Annotated in this window: 19 protein-coding genes; 10 read left to right on the forward strand and 9 right to left on the reverse strand. The window is 73.8% G+C overall.

From position 1 onward, the window contains the following. Positions 1 to 51: 51 nt before the first annotated feature. The 3 genes from ACO03V_RS00195 to ACO03V_RS00205 are packed head-to-tail and all read right to left on the reverse strand — an operon-like array spanning position 52 to position 3,481. Positions 52 to 1,413 carry a glycosyltransferase family 2 protein gene (locus ACO03V_RS00195; RefSeq protein WP_423136149.1) on the reverse strand — a complete coding sequence of 454 codons (1,362 nt, stop codon included), beginning with the start codon at positions 1,411 to 1,413 and terminating at the stop codon, positions 52 to 54. Further along, the gene (locus tag ACO03V_RS00200) at positions 1,410 to 2,423 is read right to left on the reverse strand and encodes a glycosyltransferase (protein WP_423136150.1); all 1,014 of its coding nucleotides are present in this window, start codon (positions 2,421 to 2,423) and stop codon (positions 1,410 to 1,412) included. The genes ACO03V_RS00195 and ACO03V_RS00200 overlap by 4 nt, the downstream gene beginning before the upstream one ends. Then, positions 2,420 to 3,481: a WcbI family polysaccharide biosynthesis putative acetyltransferase gene (locus ACO03V_RS00205; protein WP_423136151.1), complete on the reverse strand. Its 1,062-nt coding sequence runs from the start codon at positions 3,479 to 3,481 to the stop codon at positions 2,420 to 2,422. The genes ACO03V_RS00200 and ACO03V_RS00205 overlap by 4 nt, the downstream gene beginning before the upstream one ends. A 59-nt stretch (positions 3,482 to 3,540) precedes the next feature. Between ACO03V_RS00205 and ACO03V_RS00210 the strand changes: the two genes are divergently transcribed. The 8 genes from ACO03V_RS00210 to ACO03V_RS00245 all read left to right on the forward strand — a co-directional run bounded on the left by ACO03V_RS00210 (position 3,541) and on the right by ACO03V_RS00245 (position 12,554). Then, complete coding sequence (locus tag ACO03V_RS00210) at positions 3,541 to 4,560, forward strand: glycosyltransferase (RefSeq protein WP_423136152.1); 1,020 nt, start codon at positions 3,541 to 3,543, stop codon at positions 4,558 to 4,560. Continuing rightward, positions 4,557 to 5,696, forward strand: a complete 1,140-nt coding sequence (locus tag ACO03V_RS00215; protein WP_423136153.1) for a glycosyltransferase — start codon at positions 4,557 to 4,559, stop codon at positions 5,694 to 5,696. Before ACO03V_RS00210 ends, ACO03V_RS00215 begins: the two co-directional genes overlap by 4 nt. Then, on the forward strand, positions 5,693 to 6,697 hold the full coding sequence (locus tag ACO03V_RS00220) for a glycosyltransferase (protein WP_367732978.1): 1,005 nt from the start codon (positions 5,693 to 5,695) through the stop codon (positions 6,695 to 6,697). The genes ACO03V_RS00215 and ACO03V_RS00220 overlap by 4 nt, the downstream gene beginning before the upstream one ends. Next, complete coding sequence (locus ACO03V_RS00225; RefSeq protein WP_423136154.1) at positions 6,694 to 7,524, forward strand: glycosyltransferase family 2 protein; 831 nt, start codon at positions 6,694 to 6,696, stop codon at positions 7,522 to 7,524. Before ACO03V_RS00220 ends, ACO03V_RS00225 begins: the two co-directional genes overlap by 4 nt. 217 nt (positions 7,525 to 7,741) lie before the next feature. After that, positions 7,742 to 9,043: an alpha-amylase family protein gene (locus ACO03V_RS00230; protein WP_423136155.1), complete on the forward strand. Its 1,302-nt coding sequence runs from the start codon at positions 7,742 to 7,744 to the stop codon at positions 9,041 to 9,043. A gap of 320 nt (positions 9,044 to 9,363) precedes the next feature. Next, positions 9,364 to 10,395, forward strand: a complete 1,032-nt coding sequence (locus tag ACO03V_RS00235) for a permease (protein WP_423136156.1) — start codon at positions 9,364 to 9,366, stop codon at positions 10,393 to 10,395. Next, complete coding sequence (locus ACO03V_RS00240; protein WP_423136157.1) at positions 10,388 to 11,206, forward strand: DUF1980 domain-containing protein; 819 nt, start codon at positions 10,388 to 10,390, stop codon at positions 11,204 to 11,206. Before ACO03V_RS00235 ends, ACO03V_RS00240 begins: the two co-directional genes overlap by 8 nt. Then, entirely contained in the window at positions 11,187 to 12,554 is a 1,368-nt protein-coding gene (locus ACO03V_RS00245; protein ID WP_423136158.1) for a hypothetical protein, read from the forward strand. The genes ACO03V_RS00240 and ACO03V_RS00245 overlap by 20 nt, the downstream gene beginning before the upstream one ends. Before the next feature lie 276 nt (positions 12,555 to 12,830). Here the strand turns inward: ACO03V_RS00245 and ACO03V_RS00250 are convergent, their stop codons facing one another. From ACO03V_RS00250 to ACO03V_RS00260, 3 genes are all read right to left on the reverse strand, one after another. Continuing rightward, positions 12,831 to 16,970 (reverse strand): beta-L-arabinofuranosidase domain-containing protein, encoded by a 4,140-nt coding sequence (locus ACO03V_RS00250; protein WP_423136159.1) that lies wholly within the window; start codon positions 16,968 to 16,970, stop codon positions 12,831 to 12,833. Positions 16,971 to 17,369: 399 nt separating this feature from the next. Next, a complete protein-coding gene (locus tag ACO03V_RS00255; RefSeq protein WP_423136160.1) occupies positions 17,370 to 18,017 on the reverse strand; it encodes a response regulator in 648 nt (215 codons plus the stop codon). Continuing rightward, the gene (locus ACO03V_RS00260; RefSeq protein WP_423136664.1) at positions 18,014 to 19,621 is read right to left on the reverse strand and encodes an ATP-binding protein; all 1,608 of its coding nucleotides are present in this window, start codon (positions 19,619 to 19,621) and stop codon (positions 18,014 to 18,016) included. Before ACO03V_RS00260 ends, ACO03V_RS00255 begins: the two co-directional genes overlap by 4 nt. 198 nt (positions 19,622 to 19,819) lie before the next feature. Between ACO03V_RS00260 and ACO03V_RS00265 the strand changes: the two genes are divergently transcribed. After that, on the forward strand, positions 19,820 to 21,346 hold the full coding sequence (locus ACO03V_RS00265) for a CitMHS family transporter (RefSeq protein ID WP_367732959.1): 1,527 nt from the start codon (positions 19,820 to 19,822) through the stop codon (positions 21,344 to 21,346). A gap of 224 nt (positions 21,347 to 21,570) precedes the next feature. After that, positions 21,571 to 22,131: a flavin reductase family protein gene (locus tag ACO03V_RS00270; protein ID WP_423136161.1), complete on the forward strand. Its 561-nt coding sequence runs from the start codon at positions 21,571 to 21,573 to the stop codon at positions 22,129 to 22,131. On the opposite strand, the gene ACO03V_RS00275 is transcribed toward ACO03V_RS00270, so the two are convergent. The 3 genes from ACO03V_RS00275 to ACO03V_RS00285 are packed head-to-tail and all read right to left on the reverse strand — an operon-like array spanning position 22,106 to position 26,729. Beyond that, a complete protein-coding gene (locus tag ACO03V_RS00275) occupies positions 22,106 to 22,942 on the reverse strand; it encodes a hypothetical protein (protein WP_423136162.1) in 837 nt (278 codons plus the stop codon). The genes ACO03V_RS00270 and ACO03V_RS00275 overlap by 26 nt on opposite strands. Continuing rightward, on the reverse strand, positions 22,939 to 25,452 hold the full coding sequence (locus tag ACO03V_RS00280; RefSeq protein ID WP_423136163.1) for a hydroxymethylglutaryl-CoA lyase: 2,514 nt from the start codon (positions 25,450 to 25,452) through the stop codon (positions 22,939 to 22,941). Before ACO03V_RS00280 ends, ACO03V_RS00275 begins: the two co-directional genes overlap by 4 nt. Then, positions 25,449 to 26,729 (reverse strand): hydroxymethylglutaryl-CoA reductase, degradative, encoded by a 1,281-nt coding sequence (locus ACO03V_RS00285; RefSeq protein WP_423136164.1) that lies wholly within the window; start codon positions 26,727 to 26,729, stop codon positions 25,449 to 25,451. The genes ACO03V_RS00280 and ACO03V_RS00285 overlap by 4 nt, the downstream gene beginning before the upstream one ends. Between the last annotated feature and the right edge of the window lie 11 nt (positions 26,730 to 26,740).

Here is a 26,740-nt window from a genome sequence, read left to right on the forward strand (position 1 = left end):
GAGGGCGTTTATTGACCGGAGAACCCCGCGGCGACCGAGGGGCCGCGGACGTCAGATCCAGCGGTCGACGCCGCCCCAGCCGCCGACCCAGGCCTCCAGGTGCGGCTCCTTCCGCAGCACGTGGACACCGGATGCCGTGAGCGTCCCGGTCGTGAACCCCGCGTCGGTCCCCCACCGGGTCGCACGGCGCCGCGCGCGGCGCGAGGTCGCGGCACCGACCGGCGCGCCGTCCGCGGCCCGCAGCTCGAATCCGCCCTCGGACCCCTGCCCCAGCGCGGACAGTCGCGCCGCCAGCTCGTCCGCCCCGTCGATCGCGACGGCCCGGTCCAGCCGCAGGACGACGCGCGCGTCGGGGAGGCCGTCGGCGGCCCGGCGCAGCCGCGGGTCCGCGGCGACGAGCACCCGCGGGTCCGCGGCGAGAGGCGGCGACGGGTCGGCGTCCACCACCACCGTCGCCCGGGGGAAGGCCGCGAGCACGGCATCGACGCACAGGAACGCCGCCGCCGGCGACGGCATCCCCGTCAGGTGCACGACGAGATCGGGCACGGCGGGCATCACCCCGCGCCCGCGCGAGCCGTCGACGGGGATCGCGTCGGCCAGGCGGAGCGTCTGCCGATTGCCCTCGCAGGCCCGGTCCTCGCTCGAACGCCCGGCCCAGTCCGGTCCGTCGTGCCAGGCGACCGCCGCCGGCACGTGCGCGAGCACCGCGCCGGCCTGCCACGCCCGGTGCGCCCACTCCCAGTCCTCGCCGCCGTAGGAGGTGAAGCCCTCGTCGAAGCCGCCGACCTCGTCGAACAGCGGCCGGGAGCAGGCGAGCACGGCGCTGATGACGAAGCGGTAGGAGCGGTCGTCGGCGTGCAGCAGGTCGCCGCTGCGGGCGTAGGCGTCGCGCAGCCAGTCCGGCTCCGGCAGTTCCCGGGCCGGTCCCACCTCCGCGAGCGGCGCGTCCGGCGCGACCCCGCCGAGATCGGCGTGACGGCGGCGACCGACCGTCACGGCCTCGGGCAGGAGCGCGGGCAGGCGGCTCAGGGCGCGCACGTATCCGGGCTCGGGCGCGGTGTCCGCGTCGAGGAAGCACAGCACATCCCCCGTCGCGGCGGCCGCACCGAGGTTCCGCGCGGCGGCGGCCCGGAACCCCCGGTCCTCCTGCCGCACGAGGAGCACGTCGTCGGGCACGACGGGGGCGATCGGGGAGCCGTCGTCCGCGACGACGATCTCGAGCAGATCCCGCGGGTGGTCCTGTCGCCGCAGGGCTGCGAGGGTGCGGGCGAGCTCCTCCGGCTGGTCGTAGTGCGTCACGATGACGCTCACCCGCGGCGGGACCGGCTCGACCCCGGCGACGAGGTCCCAGCGGTTCCCGGGGACCCACGGGTGCCCGGGAACCCACCCCGCGCCGTCGTCCGACCGGTTCACGCGAGACCTTCCGCCCACCAGCGGAGGTACGCGCCCGCGGCGTCCGCGCGCCCGTGCGGGAGCGGATGGATGCCGTGCCACGTGCGTCCCGGCTCGGCGACGGCGCCCCGCACCTCCGACGCGAGGGCGTCGGGCTCGACGGGCCGGAGAGTCCCCGGTCGCAGCTCCGCCATCTCGTCCACGTAGCGGTTCCGGACGGCCAGCGGCGCGCGGCCCCACCCGATCCACGACGCCAACGAGCCGGACGCCGAGACGTGACGGTGGGCGATCACGGGCACGGCGACGGCGCGGGCCCGCGCGGCCATCGCCGCATCGTCGAGCCACCCGGTCACCTCGACGTCCACGCCGGCCGCCGCGGCACGGCGGACGAACGCCTCCAGGTCGCCCGCGTGACCGTCCGACGCGCGTCCGAGCACGCTCACGCGCGGCACGCCCGCGGCGACCGCCGCGGCGAGCGCCTCGTCGTGCCCCTTGCCGGGGTAGAAGTAGCCGAGCACGCCCACCGACCCGTCGGGCGGCGGCGCGGGCAGGGACGGGGTGGCATCCACGGGGAGGGGGACGACCGCGACCAGCCCGTCCCACACGTCCTCCTCGGCGAGCAGCGCCCGCTCGTGCGCGCTGTTGACGGCCACGCCATGGGCGGCCCGGACGACGGACCGGTAGAACGCCCGGCGGCGCGGCCGGTTGCGTTCGCCGTCGGACTCCTGCGGCACGTCGTGCAGAGTGACGGAGAGGGGATGCCGCCGCGCCAGGGCCTCGATGACCGCCGCGGCCTCCTCGGGCGAGGTGCCCCACAGCCGGTCGGTGACGTGGGCGTGCACGGGCGTGCCGGGCGGCAGCGACGCGAGCCCGTCCGGCGCGATCACGCGGGCCCGCGGATCGAGGCCCACCACCTCGGCCGCGATCTCCCGGGCGTACACGGCGACGCCGTGGGGGCCGGGATGCGCCAGGAGGACCGGGGGCGCGAGCTCGGGGAGGACGGACGAACCCGACTCGGCGGTGCCGCTCACGACGCCCTCCATCGGGCGATCAGCGGGGCGAGACGCTCCATCGCGGCGGCGACGAACGCGGGGTGCGCGGCGTACCACTCGAGGTGCGCCGACCGGACGGCCTCGACCGACAGCTCCTCCCCCGCGACGATCCAGTCCGGTCGCGGGGCGTCGTCGAGGTCCCACGCGTCGAGCACCCAGGGCTCCAGGGGCGCCCGCACCCCCGCGAGGATGGGCCGCCCGGGGTCGACGGCCGTACCCGGCGCCCCGAGCGCGGCGACCACGCGGTCGCCCAGCGGCATCCAGATCGCGTTCCCCGGGTGGTTGACGGTGCGGGCGAGGTCCACCACGACCGGAGACAGCAGGTCGGATGCCACGATGTCGATGCCGAGCGCCTCGCGGCGGCGCAGTTCCGCGACGGACGCGGCCGCGACCTCCCGGACGCTGTCGCGGGACAGCTCCCGGGCGACGGGCAGGCCGGCGGCCTCGGCCAGGACGCGCACGTCGTGGTAGGCCACGAGGGGCGGGTCCTCGTCGACGCCCGGCACGCGGATGGCCGCCTGGAACGGGTAGAGGCCCCCGAAGCGGACGATCGGCACGGTGAGCGACCGGGCGTGCGACGGCAGGGCCGCGCGCAGCTGCGCGGTGCCGAGCGGCAGGCCGTGGTAGTCGTCGCGGATGGGCTGCGCGACGAGCCAGGACGCGCCCGCGAGCAGGCGGTGCAGGTGAACGGCGTCCTCGGGGGTCAGCTCGTGGACGGCGGGGACGCGGACGCCGGGGAGGGCATCGGACGACACGACCAGACGCAGCGACTCCGCCTGGCAATTGCCGACGACCAGGCCATATCCCGCAGGAGGCGCCTCGTCGCCGTAGAAGACCGCATAATGCCGGCGTCTCGCTATCACCGCCTCGCCGTGATCCGCAAGGCTTCCCGGCACGGTCCTCTCGCCACCCATGATGTGAACGTAGCCGTCGGCCGTTCCGCGCTCCCAACCGCCCCGTTGCATTGCGAACGCCTCGGCGATGCGGTAGCGCACCGCCGGAGCCAGCATGACGAGGAGGAGAAGAGATCGACGCACCACTCATCCCGCCTGTCCGGGTCGCCGCGGTCCCCGCAGCACACCCGTACGTCCGGGCGGTGACCGACCCTGCGCGTGTCGCGCTGCTGGCCGATCCCCCGCCGCCCGGGGCCGAGCCGGGCCAGTGGTGGCCGCCGCAGGTGCTGCTCCCCTCGTGGCTCGAGGCGCACGCGGCCGGGATCGACCTCGTGCACCTGCACTTCGGTCTCGAGTCGTACTCCCCCGAGGAGCTGTCGGCTGCGGTCGCGACGATGAGACGGCTCGGCCTGCCCCTCGTCTACACGGTGCACGACCTCGAGAACCCGCAGCTGGAGACGCAGGAGGCCCACCGCGCGGCCCTCGACGTCGTGATCGGCGCGGCCGACGAGCTCATCTCCCTCACCCCGACGGTCGACGCCGAGGTGCGACGCGTCTTCCACCGTGCGACCACGGTGCTCCCCCACCCCACGCTGCTCGCCGAGGAGGCCCCGACCGGAACCGCGCGACGCGTGACCCGGATCGGCGTCCACCTCCGCGACCTGCGTCCCAACATCGACGGCGTCGGCACCACCGCGACGCTGGTGCGGGCCATCGCCGACCTGCGCGCGCAGGGAGCCCATGTGGAGGGGGTCGTCCGAATGAACGAGAAGGTGCGCGACGCCGACGCGGCGGCATCCATCGAGCTCCTCGTCGCCGACACGGAGGGGGTCGCCGTCGAACGGGGGCCGCGCCTGGGCGACGCCGAGCTCTCCGCCTGGCTCGCCGACCTCGACGCGTGCCTGCTGCCCTACCGGCACGGGACGCAGTCCGGCTGGGCCGAGCTCTGCTACGACCTCGCCGTGCCGGTCGTCGGGACGCGCGTGGGCCACATGGCCGCGCAGCACCCCGAGGACTACCACGCCTTCGCCGTCGGCGACCCGCTGTCGCTGGAACGCGCGATCATCGACGCGATCGCCCCCGCGTGGTCGACGCCCGGATCGCCGCGGCGCGCCGCCGAGGTGGCCCGGCGCCGCGACGAGCGCCGCGAGGAGCTCGACGCCGTCCGCGACGCGCACGTCGCCCTGTACCGCCGGGCGCTGGCCGCGAAGGACGCCGCATGATCCGCGGCTCGCGGCGCCTCCGCGTCCTCGTCGTCGCCCCCTCGCGATACCCCCTCCGCCAGCCGCACGCGGGCGGGCTGGAGGCGGTCGTGTGGGACCGCGTCCGCTGGCTGCGGGCGCGCGGGCACGAGGTGACGCTGGTGGCGGCGGACGGCTCCGACTTCCTCGGCGACGTGCCGGAGTTCCGGCTGCCCGTGCCGACCTGGGACCGGCGGGCCGACGCCTCCGACACGATGTACCCGCCCGGGTACGGCGACCGGCTGAGCAGCGCCATGGAGGCGGCGCTCCTGCGGCTGCAGGCGGACCGCCACCTCTTCGACGTGGTCGACAACCACAGCCTCCACGGCGAGCCGATCCTGTGGAGCCGCGAGGCCGGCATCCCCGTCGTGACGACGCTCCACACCCCGCCGCTCGAGCCGATGCTGGACGCGGCCGCACGGGTGATCGACCACGCGCACCGGTTCGTCGCCGTCAGCCAGGCGACCGCGCAGGCCTGGTCGGCCGAGGGCGTGGACGCGTTCGTCTTCCCGAACGGGATCGACACGGACCGCTGGACGCGCGGTCCCGGGGGTACCCGCTGGGTGTGGTCCGGGCGCATCGTCCCCGAGAAGGCGCCGCACCTGGCGATCGAGGCCGCCCGGCTGGCCGGGGCCGAGATCGTCGTGGCCGGGCGCATCGGCGACGTCGACTACTACGAGCACATGGTGCGGCCGTTGCTGGACGAGCGCGCGCGCTACGTGGGGGCCCTCCGCCAGCCGGATCTGTGCCGCCTGGTCGGCGAGTCGGCCGTCGCGCTCGTGACGCCCATGTGGGAGGAGCCGTTCGGCCTCGTCATCGCGGAGGCCCTGGCCACCGGCACGCCCGTGGCCGCCTTCGACATCGGCGGCGTCTCCGAGGTGCTCGCCGGCGCCCCGGCCGCGGCCGTGGTGACCCCCGGCGACGTCGGGGGACTGGCCGCCGCAGCCGCCGACCTCGCCCGGCAGGCGCAGCGCGAGCCGCTGACCCGCGTGTGGACGCGCCGCGCCGCCGTGCGCGCGCACTCCCTGGCCGGCCGGTACCGCGAGGTGGAGCGGGTGCTCGCGCACACCGCCACGCAGCCGGTGCCCGTGCGCCGCGCGCCCGCGGTGTCCTGGTGATCGGCTGGTACGTCCACCACCACGGGTACGGACACCTCTCGCGCTTCCTCGCGGTGCAGCCGCACCTGCGCGTCCCCGTCGCGGCGTTCTCGTCCCTGCCGCGGCCGGCCGGTCTCGACGGGTCCGTGCCGTGGACGCAGCTGCCTCCGGACGCGGACGTCGTCGTGCAGCCCGACGGGTCGCTCTGCGACCCCCGCGAGGCCGATCCCACCGCGCGCGGCCACCTGCACTGGGCGCCGCACGGTCACCCCGGCCATCGCGCCCGGCTCGCCCGGATCGCCGACGCGGCCGTCGCCCGCGACCTGCGCGTCCTCGTCGCGGACGTCAGCGCCGAGGTCGCCGTGTTCGCCCGGCTGCTGGGCCTGCGCACGGTCGTGGTGACCCAGCCCGGCGACCGCACCGACGCCCCGCACGCCCTCGCATACGACCTGGCCGACCGCATCCTGGCCCCCTGGGCGCACGGCATCGTGCCGTCCGCAGCCCTGGCCGACCGCGGCGACCGCGTCGTGTGGACCGGCGGCATCTCGCGGTACGACGGGCGGGCGGCATCCCTCCCCCTCCCCGGCCGGTCGGTGCTCTTCCTGGGCCGGACCCTGGAGCCCGAGGTGCGCGCGACCGCCGCCGCCGCGCTGTCCGCCCGGGGCTGGACGGTGGATGCCATCGGGCACGACGCCGCGTCCCGGGTCGACGATCCGTGGCCGCTGCTGTCCTCGCGCACGGTCGTGGTGAGCGCGGCCGGGCAGAACAGCGTGGCCGACCTCGCCGCCGCGGGCGCCCGGGCGGTCGTCATCGCGCAGGAGCGCCCCTTCGACGAGCAGCAGCGGACCGCCGACGCCCTGCGAAGCGCGGGTCTGGCGCGCGTGGCCCCCGCGGACGTGTCGGCCGACGAGCTCGTCGCGCACGTCGAGGGCGCCGCCGGGGACGCCCCGGACTGGTCCCGCTGGCAGGTCGCGGGGGCGGCGCGCCGCTTCGCCGAGGCCGTCGAGGCGATGCTGCCGTGAGCACGACCGCCGTCCTGACCGTCGCCTCCGCCGCGCGCCGCGAGCACCTCGAACGTCAGCGGCGCGTCCTCGCCGAGGTGGCGCCCGAGGCGCTGCGCGTGGAGGTCTGGCTCGACGAGACCCTACCGGACGAGACCCTGCCAGATGAGACCCTGGATGCCGCCGCCCTCACGCTCCACGTCCCGCCCGGCCCCCACGGGCTCCGGGTCGGCGAGGGGCGCAACCGCGCGGCCGCGGCCGCCCTCGCCGCGGGCGCCGACCTCCTCGTGTTCCTCGACGTCGACTGCCTTCCCGGGGCCGACCTGCTGCCGCGCTACCGGGCCGCGGCCGCCGCGGCGCCCGACGCGCTGCTGTCGGGCCCGGTGACGTACCTGACGAGCGTGCAGCGGCCGTCCACGGCCGCCGAGCTGCCCGGCCACACCCGCCCGCACCGCGCCCGTCCCCTGCCCGCGGACGGCGAGGTCCGCGTGGCGACCCCCGACGAGTACGCCTTGTTCTGGTCGCTGTCGTTCGCGGTCACCCCCGCGACCTGGCGCCGCCTCGGCGGCTTCCACGACGGCTACGAGGGCTACGGGGCCGAGGACACCGACCTGGCCTGGACCGCCCGCGCCGCCGGCATCGAGCTGCGCTGGGTGGGCGGGGCCCACGCGTACCACCAGTGGCATCCGGTGTCCTCGCCGCCGTGGCGGCACCTCGACGACATCCTCCGCAACGGCGCCGCGTTCCACCGGCGGTGGGGCGAGTGGCCGATGGGCGGGTGGCTCGACGCGTTCGCCGCCGCCGGGGCGATCGAGCGCCGCGGCGACGGCTGGGCGCGGGTGGCCTGACTCCGCTCGACCCGGCGGGGCCGCGGGACCGACGCAGCCCTGCGTTGTGGCGTTGACTTGCCGCAAATGCACACTGCCGACAGCCCGCGGCGTACATCTGCGCCAAGTCACGGCGAGGGGCCAACGGCAGACGGGCTCGGCGCCGGCGGGCCGCAACCCCCCGCGGCCATGTCGGGGCCGCTCGATAGCGTCGAGAGCCCGAGACGAAGGAGACCCGATGCCCGCTTGGCCCGAGCACGTCATGTGGTGGCACGTGTACCCGTTGGGGTTCGTGGGGGCGCCGATCCGCGACGACGTGGACCCGGATGCCGCTCCCGAGCACCGGCTGGACCGCCTCGAGCCGTGGCTGGACCACGTGATCGGCCTGGGCCTGAACGGCCTCCTGCTCGGCCCCGTGTTCGCCGCCGAGACGCACGGCTACGACACGGTCGACCACTTCCGCATCGACCCCCGCCTGGGCGACGAGGACGATCTGCGCCGTCTCGTCGACGGGGCGCACGCGCGCGGCATCCGGGTCCTGCTCGACGGGGTGTTCAATCACGTCGGACGCGGCCACCCGGCGTTCCGGGCGTTCGCGGACGGCGGCGACGACCCGGGGCTCTTCCGCGCCCGGCGGGTCGACGGCCGCGTCGAGGCCGATGTGTTCGAGGGCCACGACGCGCTCGTCGCGCTCGACCACTCCTCCCCCGCGGTCGTCGACCTCGTCGTCGACGTGATGTGCCACTGGCTCGAACGGGGCGTCGACGGATGGCGATTGGATGCCGCCTACGCGGTGCCCGCGGACTTCTGGGCGCAGGTGCTGCCCCGGGTGCGCGAGCGGTTCCCCGACGCGTGGTTCCTCGGCGAGGTGATCCACGGCGAGGCCGCGGACATCGTGCGCACGTCGACGATCGACGCGCTCACCCAGTACGAGCTGTGGCAGGGGATCTGGCACGGCATCGCCGACCGCAACTTCTTCGAGCTCAGCCACGCGGTCGAGCGCAACGACCAGCTGCTGGCCACGTTCGTGCCGCAGACCTTCGTCGGCAACCACGACGTGACCCGTATCGCCTCGGCGATCGGCCCGGACCTGGTGCCGCACGCGCTCGCGGTGCTGTTCACCGTCGCGGGCACCCCGTCCGTGTACGGCGGCGACGAGCTGGGCTGGACGGGCGTGAAGGAAGAGCGGGTCGGCGGCGACGACGCGGTGCGGCCGGAGTTCCCCGCCGCCCCGCCGCGCGACGACGAGCTGGACCCGTCCGCGCTGCGCATCCTCGACGCGCATCGCGCGCTCATCGCCCTGCGTCGCCGCAAGCCGTGGCTGTGGCGCGCACACACGGACGTCGTGGAGGTGACGAACACGGCCCTGTCCCTGCGGACCGCCGTCGGCGACGACGCCGTCGTCGTCGCGCTCAACATCGACGACGCCCCCGCCTCTCTGCCGGTCGCGGACGGGGTCACCGTCGTCGCGGGCGAGGGGGCGGTGGCGGACGGCCGCGCCGCGCTGCCGCCGCGGGGATGGCTGGTGCTCGAGGCCTGAGGCATCCCGGCCGGCGTACGGGGCGCGAGCCGTGCACGGGGCGACCATCGACCGCCCCGGTGCACGAATCGCGCCCCGCATGGCCGGGATCGCCGGTGGTCCCGCAGGCGTGTCCCGAAATGTGCGACTGCGGCCGGCGAAACCTGCACGAAGTGGGACACACCCACCCCCGCTCCCCCGACCGGCCGAGCCGCGGGCGGAGAGACCGTCGGGCGCGTTGCCGGGGTCGAGCGTTATCGGTAACATAACTCCATCGCGACGCGGGAGCGCCGCCGCGAGACCCCGGGCCGCGACGAGCTCCCCCGGCGAGGAGAGCGACGATGCCCACCACGATGACCCGCCCGACCCCGGCGCCCCCGCGCGCCGGTGCGACGCCGCGCGCGCGACGGATCCTCCTGACGGTGGGGGCGGTGCTCACCGCCGCCGTCCTCGTGCGGGCCGTCTCCATCGACGCGGACTCCCCGCTGCCGAGCGCCCTGTCGGACGGTGTCACGCTCGCGGCGAGCGTCATCGTCGAGTCGCTGCCGTTCGTCTTCCTCGGCGTCATGGTCTCGATCGCGGTGCAGCTCTGGGTGCCGACCCGGGTGATGGATGCCGTCGTCCCCCGCGCCGGCTTCGCGCGGCGCGCGGTCCTGTCGCTCCTCGGCGTCGTGCTGCCCGTGTGCGAGTGCGGCAACGTGCCCCTCGCCCGCGGACTCATGGTGCGCGGGTTCTCGGTCGCCGACGCGGCGACGTTCCTGCTCGCCGCCCCCATCCTCAACCCCGTCACCCTCATCACCACGTACCAGGCGTTCGGCTGGAACGACGGCATCCTGGTGTCCCGCCTCGTCGGCGGCTTCGTCCTGGCCAACCTCGTGGGCTGGCTCGTCAGCCTGCACCCCGACCCGGACCGCCTGCTCACCCCGGTCTGGGCCGCGGCGTGCGCGAGCGCGTCCTCGGCGACCTCGGCCCCGACCCTCCGTCGGGCCGCGGGCCTGTTCCGCAGCGAGGTCTCGGCCATGCTGCCGGCGCTGTTCCTCGGCGCCGCCGTGGCGGGCCTCATCCAGGTGGCCGTCTCGCGCGACACGCTCACGTCGATCGGCGGGCATCCGGTCTACGGCATCCTGGCCCTCCTGCTCCTCGCGTTCGTCATCGCCATCTGCTCCAACGTGGACGCGTTCTTCGCGCTGTCGCTGGCGTCGTCGTTCTCGCCGGGCGCCCTGGTCGCGTTCCTCGTATTCGGGCCGATGATCGACGTGAAGATGCTCGTGATGCTGTCGACGACGTTCCGGGTCCGCGCGCTGGCGGGCGTCACCCTCGTCGTCGCCCTGGGCGCGCTCACCCTCGGACTGGCGGTGAACGCCCTTGTCTGACCTCCTCTCCCGCTGGGCCGGACTCGCGCTGTGCGCGGTCGGCCTGATCGCGACGCTCGCGCTGGCCGTCACCGGCGACCTCACCCTCTACATCCACCCGCGGTACGTGCTCTTCACCGTCGTCCTCAGCGTGCTCGGCGCCGGGCTGTTCCTCGCGTCGGTCTGGTACGCGGCGGCGGGCGGTCGCGGCGGGACCGAGGACGGGCACGACCACGACCACACGCACGAGCACCAGAACGACCACCAGCACGACCACGGCGCCGACGCTCACGGTGGCCGGGCGGAGCGGCATCCCTCCCACCTGTGGCGCACCGTCCGCGGACGGGTCTCGGCGACGGGCCTCGCCGCCCTCGTCGTCGCCGCGACCGTGGCCCTCCTGGTCGTCCCGCCCGCCACCCTCAGCGCGGAGCGCGCCCTCACGACGGCGACCGCGGCCGACGGCAGCGGCGACGTGCCCCGCCCCGCGCTCCTCGGCAGCGACCCCACCGGGTTCTCGGTGCGGGACTGGGCCACCATCCTCGGCGGCGGCGCCACGGCCGACGACCTCGTCGGACAGCAGGCCGACATCACCGCCTTCGTCCTCGTCGGCGACGACGGGTCGGCGCGTCTGGGACGCTACGCCGTCACCTGCTGCACGGTGGACGCGCAGCTGTTCGCCGTGCCCGTCGTCGCCGCGGACCTGCCGGACGGTCTGGCCTCCGGATCGTGGGTGCGCGTCACGGGGACCTTCGCCGACGTCGCAGGGGCGACCCTGTTGCATCCGGACGCCGTCGAGGTCGTGGAGGAGCCCGATGACCCCTACCTCTCCTGAGCGGCGCGCCCCCTCCGCCCGCCGGCGGTTCACCCTCGCCGGCGTCGCCGTCGTGTCCTGCCTGACGGCGGTCAGCGTCGCGCTCGGCGCCGCGGCCCTCGAGCGCGGACCCCGCGTGCGCGGGATCGACGGCGACACCGACCTGCTCGTGGAGCGCTCCGGCGTGACCCTCGTCCTGCGCGCCGACCAGCCCCTCGACGGACGCAGCGCCGACGGGGTGCGCGTGGAACCGGAGGTGCCGATCGACGTCGACGTGTCCGGCTCCTCCCTGCGCGTCACCTTCCCCGGGACGGTCGACTTCGCCCGCGACTACCGCCTCATCGTCCCGGCCCTGCGCAGCCGCACGACGGGAGCGGTGGATGCCGCCGAGCTCGCCTTCACGACCCCGTCGCTGTCCGTGACCTCCCTCGTCCGCGGCGGCGCGTTCGCCCGCGACGGCGGAGACGACCGCATCGTGCGCCACGACCTGTCGAGCGGCCAGGAGACCACCGTCCTCGCGGCGCCGCGGATCCAGGAGTACACCGACGACGGCGCCGGCGTGGTCGCCGCCGTCCTCGACGACACCGGACGCGCCTCGCTCGTCCACGGCGGCGACGGCCTCTCGACGACCCCGCTCGCGCTCCCCGGCGACGGCACCCTCGGCCTGCTGCGCAGCTCCGCCGACGCGGGGCGCGTCGGGTTCGTCTTCACCGGCTCCGGCACGGACGGACAGCAGCACCTCAGCACCCTCTTCACGATCGACCCCGCCGACCCCGACGCCGCCGCGCAGGCGGTCCTCGGCGTCGACGGCATCCCGCTCCAAGCCGACGCGTGGTTCTTCGTGCCGGGCAGCACGTACCTCGTCGCGCAGGCCCCGACGGGCACCATGAGCCTGGTGGATGCCACCGGGGTCGCGGCCCCGCGCCTGCTCGGCGAGGTCGGGACGCTGCGCGGCGTGCTGCCGGGGACCACCTCGCTCGTCGTCGAGACGCCGGAGGGCACGACCGTGCTGGACCTCACCACGGCGACGACGACGCCGGCCGGCACCGACGCGTCGGACGACCTCGCCGCGGGGTCGCTGCTGCTGTCGCCCGAGACGTCGATCGCCTGGACCGCCGACACGGTCGACCGTCGCGCGGGCGGCGTCGTCCGGCGCGTGTTCGACGCCGACGCCGACGCCCGGATAGAGGAGGTCTGCGTGTCGCCGAGCGGTCGGCACGCGGCCGTCGGCACGGTCGCCGACGACGCCGTCATCGACGGCTATCCGACGCGCGCGGAGTGGCTCGGCCGCACGTCCGCGGTGGTCGACCTGTCGACGGGCGAGGTCGTGGCCGAGGTGCCCGGCACCCGCCCCGACTGGTGCGCCTGACCCCCCCTCGCCGCACGCTGCCCCCGCCCGCCCGCCGTGGAGATCACGCGATCTCGGCGAGGGCACACGTCCGGGGGCGCGAGAACGCACGAGCTCGAGGAGATCACGTGATCTCGCCGCTCGCGCCGGCCCTGCGGACCCGGCCCGCGGCCCGGGCCGGCCCCGCCCCGCCCGCGCGCACGAAGAACGCCCCGAGGCCGTTGGGGGCGGGCCTCGGGGCGTCGGTGCGGCTGGCCCGGGTGGGTGAGCATCGCGCGTCACCCACCCGGGTGGGGATCAGCCGCAGCTGCGGGCGGTGTACGCCGCGGTCTGGGTGGCGGTCACGTCCTTCCCGTCGACGGTGCCGGTCGCGGTGACCGTGGCCTGGCCGGCCCCGATCCGCACCTGACGGGTGGTGAACGCCTGGCTGGTCGACTTCCCGGCGGCGAGACCGGTGACGGTCTTCTCGCCGTGCGGCGTCGAGATGCGCAGCGACACCGGCACCGTGCTGGGGTTCTTCACGGTGACCGTCAGCACCACGCGGCCCGACACGCACCGCGTGGACGCGGTCGCCTCGACCTTGAGGGCCGGGGCCGTGGCCCGCACGATCTGGACCCGGTACGTCTTCGACGTCGTGTGGTCCTGCGCGACCGACCGCAGCGTCACCGTCGTCGCCCCGTCGGCGGCCAGCGGGACCGTCCGCTTCTGGGTGTCGTCGATGAGGATGTCGCCGAGGTAGACCAGGCCGCTGGGGGTGGCCGGGTCAGCGTCGAACGTCGCCGTGGTGGCGTCGCGCGGCACCGTCACGGTGTAGTCGTACGTGCCGTCGGCCAGCGTCGGGCTGAGCGTGCCGCCGTCGAACGTCAGCGCGTTGAGGTCGGCGTCCGTCGCGAACGAGGTGGTCGTGGTCGTGTAGACGCCGAAGACCCCGCCGACGAAGCTCGCGCCCGTGCCCTGGAAGCGCACCGTGATGATCGGGATCTTGTTCCCGGCCTCGTCGAGGACGTAGTTCCCGGCCTGGTCGCGCTTGTACCTGTCCTTCGCCGCGATGTCGGCCAGCGCCGACGCGGGGATCTCGTCGTACTGGACGTAGAACGAGTTCGCCCCGTTGGCGTTGGTGATCCGCTCGCTCTTCAGCTTGACGTCGTTGATGTAGACGTCGAACGTGCGACCGTCGTCACCGCCGAAGTAGCGGACGCCCAGATAGTTCTTCGGCGCCGACGGGTCGACGGCCATGTCGTACTGGAAGAACGCCTCGGCCGAGCGCTGGCCGTCGCGGTACTGCTGGCCGAGGTGCGCGCCGACGGAGGAGAGGTTGAACTTGTAGTTCTTGCCCGCCTCGCTGTTGTTGTTGTCGAACGACGTGAGGGCGTCCACCGTCATCTCGTCGATGCGCAGCTTCTCCTTCTCCGTCTTGATGAGGGCCTGCGCCTCGGCCGAGTCGGGCTGGATGAGGTTCATGTACAGCGCGTACCGGGCGTTGTACATGCTGTAGTACGGCTCGAACGTCAGCGCCGCGGAGGCGGCATCCACGTTCTGGAGACCGAACTTCATCACCGTGCGGCCGTTGTTGTCCGCGCCGTTCGGGCGGCGGACGAGGTTCTTCTCGATGTCCTTCTTGAAGGCCTCCACGTCAGCGACGCGCACGCTGTTGGTGACGGACTTGTCGGCGGTGCTCATGCGCACGAGGATCCCGGCGGGGCTGGTGGCCTCGACGTTGGTGCGGTTCAGCTCCGCGGACAGGACGACCGGGCCGTAGCGGAAGGCCACCCAGTTGGGGTTCTCGGTGCCGGCCTCGACCTGCACCTTGGCGGGCAGGGTGTACGAGATCCGGTCGCCGGCCGCGACGGGCACGACCACGTAGCCCTTGTCGGTGGCCGCCGCGACGTCACGCGTCTGGCCGTTGACGGTCAGCGTCGGGTTCGGCGACCACGACGGCACGCGCAGGCGCAGGGTGGTGCCCTCCGCCAGCGTCCCGCCGTCCAGCGCCTCGACGACGAAGGTGGCCGTGTCGGTGTTGGGGATGTCCGCGGTCTGGGTGAGCTTCATGTTGTGCGGCTCGGACGAGAAGACCGTCGACCGGAACATGTTGACGTAGACCGAGGAGCTCTTGCGGAAGTAGATCGAGTCGCCGAGCTTGGTGAAGCTCTCGGTCGCCGTTCCGTGGTCGCACCAGAACTCGTCCACGGGACGCCCGAACACCTTCGCGTACCCGGCCGTCTGCGGCTGGAAGTACGTCATCATGCCCGTCTCCGGGTTCTGCGACGCGAGGATCGTGTTGATGTAGGTGTTCTCGTACCAGTCCGCGTACTTCACGTCGGGGTTCACGCGGAACAGGCCGTGCGTGAGCTTGAGCATGTTGTACTCGTTGCATCCCTCGACCGTGGACTGCTCGCCGTAGCCGTTGGTGATGCCGTTCGTGGCGAACTCGTGCAGCGTGCCCGGCTGCTGGAAGTGCTCCGAGTAGCTGTTGCCGCCGCCGATGTAGGAGTGGTCGTTGACCACCATCTGCCAGAAGTTCTCCGCGGCGCGACGGTACATGTCGAGGTCGGACTTCTCGGCATCCGTCAGACGTGCGTACAGCGCCGGGTTGTCGGTGAACACCGTGTAGCGCTTGAGGGCGCCGACCAGCTTCGGGATCGTGGTGTTGGCGTGCTTGCCGGCGAGGACGTCCTGGTTCGCGGCGAGCTGACGGAACAGCTGCACCTCGTCGAAGAGCTCGGCGGCCTTCTTGTGCTGGTCGTTCTCCGTGATGGCGTACAGCTCGTACAGCGCCTCGTTCATGCCGCCGTACTCGGTGCTGAGCAGGGCGCTGGGGTTCGCCTGACGCGAGCCCCAGACGTTGAGCCAGGAGCCGAAGCCGCTCGCGACCGACAGCGCCTTGTCCGCGACGTCCTTCGGGGCGTACTGGTGGGCGTCGATGAGACCGGCGAGCACCTTGTGCAGGTTGTAGAACGGCACGATGAGGCCGTCGCTGCCGTGCGGCAGGTACGACACCGGGAACGGCGCGACGTAGCCGGCGTTCGCGGCGTCGCGCTGCGCGTAGGCCGCCTGCGCGGCGGCGAGGCCGTCGACCGCCGTCGTGAGCTTCTGCAGCAGCTGCGCCTTGCGGCCCGCGTCGGTCTCGGTGGAGTACGCCTGCGACAGCGCCGACATGAAGTGACCGAAGAAGTGGCCCTGGAAGCGCGCCCCCGTGGTGCGCTCCCATCCGCCGTACGGCTGCGCGGTCGTGGGGATGCCGGCCAGCTGGTCGAACGAGTAGAGGAAGCGCTTCGGGTCGAGCGTGAGCAGCCAGTCCACCATCTTGGCGTTGCTGTTCTGCAGGTAGGGGTCGGTGACCAGGACCTCGTTGAGGTCGGTGTCATCGACGTAGATCGAGGTCGCCACACCCTGCGGGGCGACCTCCACCGGGAAGGTCTTGGTGCGCGGGGTGCTGCCCGCGTAGCGGGCGGTCGCCGTCAGCGTGACGGTGGCGGCGGCGTCCTTCGGCCGGGTGACGGTGGCCTGACCGCCGTCGATCGAGATGACCGCCGGGTTCGAGGAGGTCCACGTGAAGGTGCTGCCGTTGGATCCCGTGGTCGGCAGCCCGAAGCTCGTCGACGCGCTGGCGGGCACCGTGACCTGCTCGAGCGCGCGGCCGGCGACGTCGGCGGGATCGAAGGCGGGGTTGTTGGCCTGGGTGAGGGCGACGACGTCCTCCGTCGTGGCGACGGCGTCGTACAGCGTGTAGTCGTCGAGGGCCCCGCGCACGTAGGCGCCGTTGTACTGCGGGCCGTTGAAGCCGATCGACTTGGTGGTCGTCGTCTCGGAGGTGATGACGCCGGTCGCCGATCCCTCGGCCGGGAAGGCGACGGACGACACCTGCTTCTCGCCGTTGCGGAAGAAGGTGACCGCCTTGGAGGCCTGGTCGTACGTCACGACCACGTGCGTCCACTCCCCCGCGGGGAAGAACGCGTCGCGGGGGCCGTTGACCGTCACCTTGTAGGGCTGCTGGTTCGCGGGGCCGATCGACAGCGCCAGCGGCGTGTTCGCGTTCTCGGCGGTGAGGTACCACCCGGCGGTGTTGTAGGCACCCTTGTTCCAGGTGAAGACCTGCTCCCCGGTCCCCATCGCGCCGTCCGGCTTGAACCAGAACGACAGCGTCAGGTTCTGCGGCTGGAGGGCGGCGCTCGTGCCGAGGCTCACCGCGTCGTCGCCGGTCAGGCTCAGGGCGCGCCCGTCGATGCCGGCGACATAGGCGGCCTGGCCGCGCAGCATCGAGGTGGCGATCTTGTTCGGCCCGACGTCGGTCAGGGCGTCGTCGAAGGGCAGGTCGAGCACCGTGGCGGAGTCGAGGGCGGATGCCGCGGAGGCGGCTGTCGGGGCGATCACCGCCAGCCCGCTGGCGATCACGGCGGCGGTCGCGCTGAGGGCGACCGCCTTACGAAGTCGGGACATCATCGTTCCTTTCTGCGTCACTGCAGAATCCGGACCGTGCGCGACGTGCTCGCGCTCACCGGGAGGGCGGCCCGGCGAATGGTTCTCCGAGTATGTTAGGGCTAACAGTGCAGTCTCACCAGTCGGATTTCTGGGAGCGTTCCCACGTGGATGCCACCGCCCCGGCATCCCGTCCCCTCCCCGCCCCGCGGCGCCGACTCGTCCGCGCCACCCGCGCTTCCGCCGCAGCCGGCACCGCCCCCAGGCGTGTCCCAATTTGTGCGACTCCGGCCGGCACAACCTGCACAAAGTGGGACATGCCCACCCCACTCCGCCGGCTCAGCCGCCCCCGCCCAGCAGGCGTGTCCCAATTTGTGCGACTCCGGCCGGCACAACCTGCACAAAGGGGGACATGCCGGCTCAGCCGGCGCGGAACCGGTGCTCCGGCCGACCGGTCGTCCCGTACCGCAGCCCGACCCGGATGACGCCCCGCTCCGCGAGCGCTGTCAGGTGCCGCTGCGCGGTGGCGCGCGAGACTCCGATGCGCTCCGCCACCTCCGACGCCGACGCCTCGTCGTCGCCGAGCGCCGCGAGCACGGACTGCTCGGTCGCGGACCGGGCGATCGACGCGCCGTCCCGCTCGCCGCGGAGCATCGCCGCGGCGCGGTCGATGTCGTCCTGCGTGAGCGGCCGTGTCGACGACAGGAGGTTGCGGTACCGGGCGTAGCGCTCCAGCCGCTCGGCCAGCACGCGCGTGTCGAACGGCTTCACCAGATACGCCAGGGCCCCGGCCCCGAACGCCCGCCGGACGGTCGCGGCATCCGTCGCCGCCGACAGGACGAACGCGTCGATCCCCGCCGACCGCACCAGCTCGATCCCGTCCCCGTCGGGGAGGTACAGGTCGGCGAGCAGCAGGTCGGGCGCGTGGGCGGCGAGCGCCGCGCGCGCCTCCCCCACCGTGCGGGCCGGGTCGAGAGCGGTGAATCCGGGACGGGATGCCACGGCGTCGCGGTGCAGTCCGGCGACGCGGTAGTCGTCGTCGACGACGAGGACGCGGATGTCGGTCATGCGTCCTCCTCGGACGGTCGGGTGAGCACACCGGGCAGGCGGGCGGCGACGACGGCGCCGTGGCCGTCGCCGCCCGGGTCGGCGATCCAGACGTCGCCGCCGCGCCGCCGGGCGAACTCGCGCGAGAGCGAAAGGCCGATCCCGCGGCCGTGGACGGCGTCCCCGTCGTCGTCCCGGTCCGCCCGCCGGGCGAAGGCCGCGTCGACGTCGGCGATCCCGCCGCCGGTGTCCGCGACGCTGAGCACGACCGCGTCGGCGTCGCCGAGCACGGCGACCTCGACCTCGCGCGGGGAGGGACCGGATGCCGCCGCGGTCACGGCGTTGTCGATGAGGTTGCCGAGCACGGCGACGACGTCCTCCACGTCGTCGACGGTCCCGCGGAGCCAGGTGTCGTCCGCGACCCGCAGCGCGACGCCGCGCTCACGCGCGGACAGCGCCTTCGCCCCGAGGAAGGACTGCAGCATGGCGTCGCCGACGAGGTCGATCCCGGGGACGGCCCAGTCGACGGAGCCGCGATCGACCAGCTCGGCCAGGAAGGCCCGCGCCTCGTCGGTGCGTCCGGCATCCAGGAGTCCGACCGCCGCATGCACCCGGTTGGCGTTCTCGTGGCGCTGCACGCGGAGGGCGTCGCCGAGGGCGCGGACGCTGTCCAGCCGCCCGGACAGGGCGGCGACGTCGGTCCGGTCGCGGACGACGGCGACGCGGCCGAGCCGGCGTCCGCCGCGGCGCACCGGGCGGACGTCGATGAACACGACGCGCTCGCCGACGGGGAGCCCGGACTCGGCGCCGTCCTCGCGGAGGGCCGCGGCGACGGCGGCGGGGAGGCCGAGCTCGTCGACGGGCCGACCGACGGCGTCGGCGCGACCGAGCAGCCGCTCCGCCGGGGCGGTCCACACGCGGACGACGCCGGCGTCGTCGATGGCCACCACGCCCTCGTCGGCGCTCTCGAGCACGGCGGTCTGGGTCTGCACGAGCGCGACGAGCTCCTCGGGCTGCACGCCGAGGGTGAGCCGTTCGAGGCGCCGGCGCATGAGGAGGGCGACGACGGCGCCGATGCCGACGGCGGCGAGGACCGCGACGGCGATGCCGCCGAGGAGCGCGGGCAGGTCGTCGAACACGCTCGCCCGCTCGAACCCGACGCTCACCTCGCCGACGGGCACGTCGCCGTCGGGCGGGTAGACCGGCACCTTCGCCCGCGCGGACTCGCCGAGCGTCCCCGTCTCCCAGGTCACGACCTCGCGTCCGGCGAGCGCGTCCGCGAAGCTCGTGCTCACCACCTGCCCGAGGCGGTTCGGATCGGGGTGGGCGAGACGGATGCCGTGGTCGTCGGTGATGACGACGAAGAGTCCCGCGGTGCGGTCGGTGACGTCGGCGGCGTATTCCTGCAGGACGCCGTCGCGCAGGTCCGCCGGGTCGGGTGTGCCCGGGTCGGCGGAGAAGTCGGCGACGAGCGCGCGCACCTGGGGCGAGTCGGCGACCGAGCGGGCGATGTTCAGCGCGGACGAGTCCGCCTCGGCGCGAAGCTGCTGGACCCCGAGCCAGCTGAAGACGGCGGCGCAGACCGCGACGACGACGATCTGCGTGGCCACCTGCACGACGAGCATCCGCGTGGCGAATCGCACGGGGCACCTCCTCCGGTCGGCGGGTCGCGGCCGTCGCCGGCGCTGCGCGAAATGCGCAGAACACACGGTACGCGCATAACGCGGAGCAATGCGAGCAAGCGCGCGAGAGAGGGAGCGGCATCCCTAGCATCCGGAGATCGATGCGCGACGCTCGCGCCCGTCCACGACGAAGGAGTCGCGATGACCCCCCTCATCCTCTCGGCCGAGGCCGTCGAGTACCCGGTGGCCTATACGCCCGCCGACGGCGTGCTCGTCGCCCTGGGATTCCTCATGATCCTGTCGTTCATGGCCCTGATCATGACGCGGCGCCTGACCCCCATGGTCGCGCTCATCGTGGTGCCCACGATCTTCGGGCTGATCGCCGGCGCCGGGTTCGGCATCGGCGACATGGTCATCGACGCGATCGGCAACATGGCGCCCACCGCCGCGCTGCTGATGTTCGCGATCATGTACTTCGGCATCATGATCGACGTCGGCCTGTTCGACCCGCTCATCCGCGTCATCACCCGCCTGCTCGGCGACGACCCCGCCAAGGTGGTGCTCGGCACCGCGATCCTCGCCGGCGCGGTCTCGCTGGACGGCGACGGGTCGACGACGTTCATCATCACCACGTCCGCGATGCTGCCCATCTACCTGCGCCTCGGGATGAGCCCGGTCGTTCTGACGTGCGTCGCGGGTCTGATGAACGGCACGCTGAACATCGTCCCGTGGGGCGGTCCGACCGTCCGCGCCGCCACCGCCCTGGGCCTGCAGCCCACCGACGTGTTCGTCCCGATGCTGCCCTCGCTGGGCGCGGGCCTGGTCGTCGCGCTGGCGTTCGCCTGGTTCCTCGGCCTGTCCGAGCGCCGTCGCCTGGCCGGCTCGGTCGACACCTCGAAGCTCGACGGCCCCGGCGGCTTCGGACGCCTCGGCGCCCCGAGGATCTTCCGCGGCGCCGAGCACAAGCCGGGCGCCCTCGCCTCGCTGCGCACGGGCAACATCGTCACCGTCCGCGGCGGCCGCGGCGCCGTCGCCGCCCCGGAGCTGGTGGAGGCGTCCGACACCGCGATGGCCGACACGATGCTCGACCCGAACCGCGCGACGCTCCGCCCGAAGCTCATCTGGTTCAACCTCGCGCTGACCCTCGCCGTGATGGTCCTGCTCGTGATGGACCTCTTCCCGCTCGCCTTCGTCTTCATGGTCGGCGCGTCGGTCGCCCTCATCGTGAACTTCCCGAAGCTCCGGTCGCAGGCCGACGAGATCGTGGCGCACGCGCCGAGCATCGTCGGCGTGGTCTCGATGGTGCTCGCCGCCGGCGTGCTCGTCGGCGTCCTGAACGGCACCGGCATGGTCACGGCCATGGCGGAGTGGATCACGCAGGTGATCCCGTCGTCGCTCGGCCCGTTCCTCGCCGTCATCACCGGTGTGCTGTCGATCCCCTTCACGTTCTTCATGTCGAACGACGCGTTCTACTTCGGCATCCTCCCGGTCCTCGCCGAGAGCGCCACCGCCTACGGCATCGAGCCGGTCGAGATGGCCCGCGCGTCGATCACCGGACAGCCCGTGCACCTGCAGAGCCCGCTCGTCCCCGCGATCCTGCTGCTCGTGTCGCTGGCCGGGGTGAACCTCGGCGACCACCACAAGAAGGTGCTGTGGCGCGCGACGATCGTGTCGCTGGTGATGCTCGCCGTCGGCGTGCTCGTCGGAGCGGTGCCGCTGCTCAGCTGAGCCGTCGTCGGTCTCGGACGGACCCGGGATGCCATGGCATCCCGGGTCCGTTCCTCGTTCTCTGCATGCGTTCCCTCCCGCCGATAAACGCTCGCTGCACCGAGAAACGCCGGGTGCGCGCGTTTCTCGGTGCACGGAGCGTTTATCGCCAGGGGGGACCCGCGCGTGTCGGAGTGTTTCGTCCCGGGGAGCCGCGACCGCCGACAGCGCGTACCGTCGTAGACATGACCTCGCTACCGCACGCGCACGACGAGAGCACTCCGGCCATCGGCACCACGGTGTCCGCGGACGACTTCAAGCGCGCGTTCCGCGGGCACCCCGGCGGTGTCGCCGTCATCACCGCCTTCGGCGAGAACGGGCCGGTCGCGCTGACCGCCTCATCGGTGTCGTCGGTGAGCGCCGATCCGCCGCTGCTCATCTTCTCGGTCTCCGCGATCTCGTCGGCGACGCCCACGATCATCGCCGCCGACACGATCGTCGTGCACCTGCTCGACGCCGAGGACATCTCCCTCGCCCGCGCCGGCGCGACGAGCGGCATCGACCGTTTCGCCGACGCCGACGCCTGGTCCCGCCTGCCCACGGGCGAGCCGGTCTACCACGGGGTGCGGGCGTGGCTGCGCTGCCGGATCGTCAGCCGGATGGATGCCGGCGGCTCGACGGTCATCGCCGCCCAGGCCCTGCAGGTCGACGTCGAACGCGACCTGGAGCCGGGCGCACCGGGCGACGCGCTGGTCTACCACAACCGCACCTGGCACCGCCTCAGCGAGCACTCCCGCCTGGACTGACGGCGGGCGCGGCGTCGATCTCCGCCGTCGCGAGCACCACGTCGCCCGGACCGAGGGCGACGACCCGCGTCGCGTCGGCGTCGCCGCACAGCCGCAGGGTCGTGTCGACGAACGCGGGTGCCGTCATCCGCACGCGCAGCGCACGCACGCGTCGGTCGGGGGTCCGCCGCCGCGCGGCGTCGACCATCAGCAGCCGCAGCAGCGGGCCGTGCACGAGCAGGTCGTCGAGTCCCTCGACCTCCTGCGCCCACCGCCGGTCGTAGTGCACGAGGTGGGTGTTGAACGTCAGCGCCGAGAAGCGGAAGAGCTGACGCGCGTCGAGATGGACCTCCTCCACCCAGGCGGCCTCCGCCGCCGCGAGCGGGTCGGTGCGCGGCGGCCGGCCGGGACCGGCGGCCTGCTCCAGGAAGACGTCGTGCCACACCGACCGCACCCGCACCTCCCCGTCGACGACGAACTCGCGCTCGATGTCGGCGAAGACCAGGCGACCGCTCGCCCCGGTCTTCTCCTGGATGCGGCCGGCCCGCGCCGTCTGCGTCACCCGGTCGCCGACGTGGAGCGCGGCCGCAAAGACGGTGTCCTCGCCGGCGTACATGCGACGGGGCAGGTCGGTCTCGGGGAGGATGCCGTCGCGGGCGGGCGTGCCGTCGGGCCGGAGGTCGTTCAGGGGCGCGGCGAAGGGAAAGAACACCGCCTCCCACCCGGGCGGCAGCGGGTCGCCGTCGGCCAGGACCGCGTCACGCGGGGCGAAGGTGCCGCGGTAGGCCTCGGGGCGGGCGGCATCCAGGGTCTCCGTCCGGGTCGTGCTCATACGACCGCGCCCGATTCCCGGAGCTCTGCGATGCGCTCGTCGTCGTACCCCGCGATGCCGGTGAGGACCGCCGTGGAGTGCTCGCCCAGCCGGTTGGCGACGCGGCCGGGGGCCGCCGGGGTGGCGCTGAGCTTGATGGGCTGACCGAACATGCGCAGGATGCCGAGGGGGCCGTAGTCGACGTCGACGATCATGTCGCGCTCGGCGGTGCCCGGGTCGTCGACGACCTCGCCGATCGTCTTGATCGCCGTGAGGGGGATGACGTCGCCGGCCATCGCCTCGAGCTCGGCCTTGGTCCGCCCGGCGAGCCAGCCCGCGACGACCGGCTTCACGCGGCGGGCGTAGACGTCGGGCTCGAAGCGCTTGCGCATCGTGTCGATCTCGGGGTCGTCCGCGACCTCGGGCGTGCCGAAGAGCGCGCAGCTGGCCCGCCACAGCTTGTCGGTGTACGCGCCGAAGAACACCTGTCCGTCGGCGCAGTCGAACAGCTCGTACGGGCGCACCCAGGCATGCTCGTTGCCCGAGGGCGTCGCCTCGACCCCGCGCACCGTGTAGTCGACGACGGCCGTCTCGGTGAGGGCCAGGACGCTGTCGACCTGCGCGACGTCGACGAGCTGCCCCTCCCCCGTCCGCTCGGCGTGGCGGAGGGCGGCGAGGGCGCCGACCACGGCGAACAGCGTGGCGGACAGGTCGCCGATGGTCACGCCGACGCGCACCGGCTCCTGGCCGGGGTAGCCGTTCATCGACCACATGCCGCCCGCGGCCTGCGCGGTGTTGTCGAAGGCCGGGCGGCGGCTGCGCGACCCGGTCTGGCCGTAACCCGACACGGCGACGTAGACCAGACGCGGATTGACCGCGCGCAGCACGTCGAAGCCGACGCCGAGCTTGTCCATGGTCCCGGGGCGGAAGTTCTCGACCAGCACATCGGCGCGGCGCACGAGATCGATCAGGGTCGCGGTCCCGCCGGGGGCGGTGAGGTCGAGGCCCACGCCGAGCTTGCCGCGGTTGTACTGCGCGTAATAGGCGCTGAACTCGTCGTCGCCGTCGGTGAGGTACGGCGGGAAGCCGCGCGAGACGTCCGGGTCGCGCGGGTTCTCGACCTTGATCACCGTCGCGCCCAGGTCCGCCAGCATCTGCGCGGCGTACGGTCCGGCGAGCACGCGGGACAGGTCGAGCACGAGCACCCCGGCGAGCGCTCCGGTGGTCGGTCCGAGGGGCGTGCTCATGCGGAAGTCTCCTTCGTCGGGGTTGCGGGCGAAGCCCCGTCGGAGCGCTGACTTGTCGCAGTCTTCCAATGAGGCATCCTCGGAGCGCTGACTTGGCGCAGATGTACGCGCAGTAGCCCCCGCGGCGTGCATTTGCGACACGTCATCGCCTTCCACTGGGGCATCCTCGGAGCGCTGACTTGGCGCAGATGTACGCGCAGGAGCCCCCGCGGCGTACATCTGCGACACGTCATCGCCTTCCAATAAAGCATCCTCGGAGCGCTGACTTGGCGCAGATGTACGCGCAGGAGCCCCCGCGGCGTGCATTTGCGACAAGTCACGGCTTTCCCTCGCGGCGCCGGGGCGGGTGAGGGCGGCAGCGACGCGGGAGGCGTGGGGCCGGCCGCGCCTCTCCGCGAGCCACGCGCTCGTGCGGGCGAGGGCGACGACGTCGAGACCGGTGCGGATGCCGAGGCCCTCGAGCATCCACACGAGATCCTCGGTCGCGAGGTTGCCGGTGGCGCCCGGGGCGTAGGGGCAGCGGCCGAGCCCGCCGACGGACGCGTCGAACTCCGTCACCCCGGCGCGGAGTCCGGCGAGCACGTTCGCGAGGGCCTGGCCGTATGTGTCGTGCAGGTGCAGGGCGAGCGCCGTGCGGGGCACGCCGGCGGCGGCGACCGCGTCGATGACGGCATCCACGTGCCCGGCGGTCGCGACGCCGATGGTGTCGCCGAGGGCCACCGTTCGGCATCCCGCGTCGTGCAGCGCCGCGGCGGCCGCGCGGACCGCGGCGATGTCGACGTCGCCCTCCCACGGGTCACCGAAGGCCATGGAGACGTAGCCGCGCACGGCCAGCCCCGCCGCGACGGCCTCCGTGGCCACCGCACGGGCGCGCTCGATCGCCCCGTCCCGGTCGGTGTTGAGGTTGGCCCGGGCGAACGACTCGGTCGCGGTGACGACCACCGACACCTCGCGGAACCCCGCGCCGACCGCGTCGTCGAGTCCGCGGCGGTTGGGCACGAGGGCGACGGCGCGAGCGCCGGGAGGGGGAGCGAGGGATGCCGCCACGCTCGACGCGTCCGCCAGCTGCGGCACCCACGACGGGGGCACGAAGCTCGTGACCTCCAGCGCGCGGACCCCGGCGGCGTAGAGCCGGGCGCACAGCTGCGCCTTGACGGCCGTGGGGACGACGTCGGTCTCGGCCTGGAGGCCGTCGCGCGGACCGACCTCGAAGACGGTGACCTCGGCCGGCATCCCTTCCCTCGGGACGACCACGGGGCGGGACCGCGGCGCGGGAGCGCTCATCGCGGCACCCGGGCGGCGCGGACCTCGGCGAGCACGTCGCGGGCGTGCTCCACGCGGATGCGGCCGTCCGCGACGATGCGCGCCGCGACCTCGCCGATCTCGTCGACGGCGGCGCCCGCGCTGGCCGCGATCGTGCGGGCGTGCAGGGTCATGTGCCCTCGCTGGATGCCCTCGGCGGCGAGCGCCCGGCACGCCGCGAGGTTCTGGGCGAGGCCGACGGCGGCGATCGTCGCGGCGAGCTCCCGCGCGGTGGTCACGCCGAGCAGGCGGACCGCGGCCTGCGCGGCCGGGTGCGCACGTGTCGCGCCGCCGACGAGACCGACCGCGAGGGGCACCTCGATGGTGCCGACGATGTCGCCGGCGGCATCCCTCTCGAATCGGGAGAGCGCACGATAGAGCCCGGAGCGGGCGGCGTGGGAGTGGCAGCCGGCCTCGACGGCGCGCGTGTCGTTGCCGGTGGCGAGCACGACGGCGGTGATGCCGTTCATGATGCCCTTGTTGTGGGTCGCCGCGCGGTACGGGTCCGCCTCGGCGAAGGCGCTGGCCGCCTCGATGTCGGCGGCGACCTGCGCGCCGCCGAGGAGATCGGCGGGGAAGACCGCCCGCGCGCGGGTCAGGCGCAGGTCGGCCTTGTTCGTGAGGATCCGCAGCAGCGTGCGGGCCCGGGCGATCTCGGCGACGCGCGGGGCGATCGCCTCCGCCATGGTGTTGACCGCGTTGGCGCCCATGGCATCCCGGACGTCGACGTGCAGGTGCAGGACGACCTGGGTGCCGGTCCGCGTGGGGAGCGTGCGGACGGAGACGTCCCGCGCCCCGCCGCCGAACGAGACGAGCACCGGGTCCTGGGCGTCGGCGAGGGCGAGCAGTTCGTCGCGCGCCTCGAGGAGACGCAGGCGCGTCCCCTCGGGGTCGACGGCATCCAGGATCTGGATCTGCGCGATCATCACGTCGCCGGTGGACGAGGTCGAGAATCCCCCCGTCGTGCGGGCGATGCGCGCCGCGTTGGAGGCCGCGGCGACGACGGACGGCTCCTCGGTCGCCATGGGCACGATGCGGTCCACGCCGTCGACGGTGAAGTTGGTGGCCGCCCCGACGGGTACGCCGATCATGCCGATGACGTTCTCGACCATGTGGTCGGCCCGGGCGACGGTGAGACCGTCCTGGGGGTCGAGCGCGGCGAGGTCGTCGGGGTCCACTCCCGCGGCGTCGGCGACGAGGCGGCGCCGATCCCGGGGGGCGTGGTCGCGGAGTCCGGGCAGGCGGCTGGTGGTCGACACGGGGGCTCCTC

The sequence above is a fragment of the Microbacterium sp. HMH0099 genome, from assembly GCF_049384025.1.
Classification (GTDB): Bacteria; Actinomycetota; Actinomycetes; order Actinomycetales; family Microbacteriaceae; genus Microbacterium.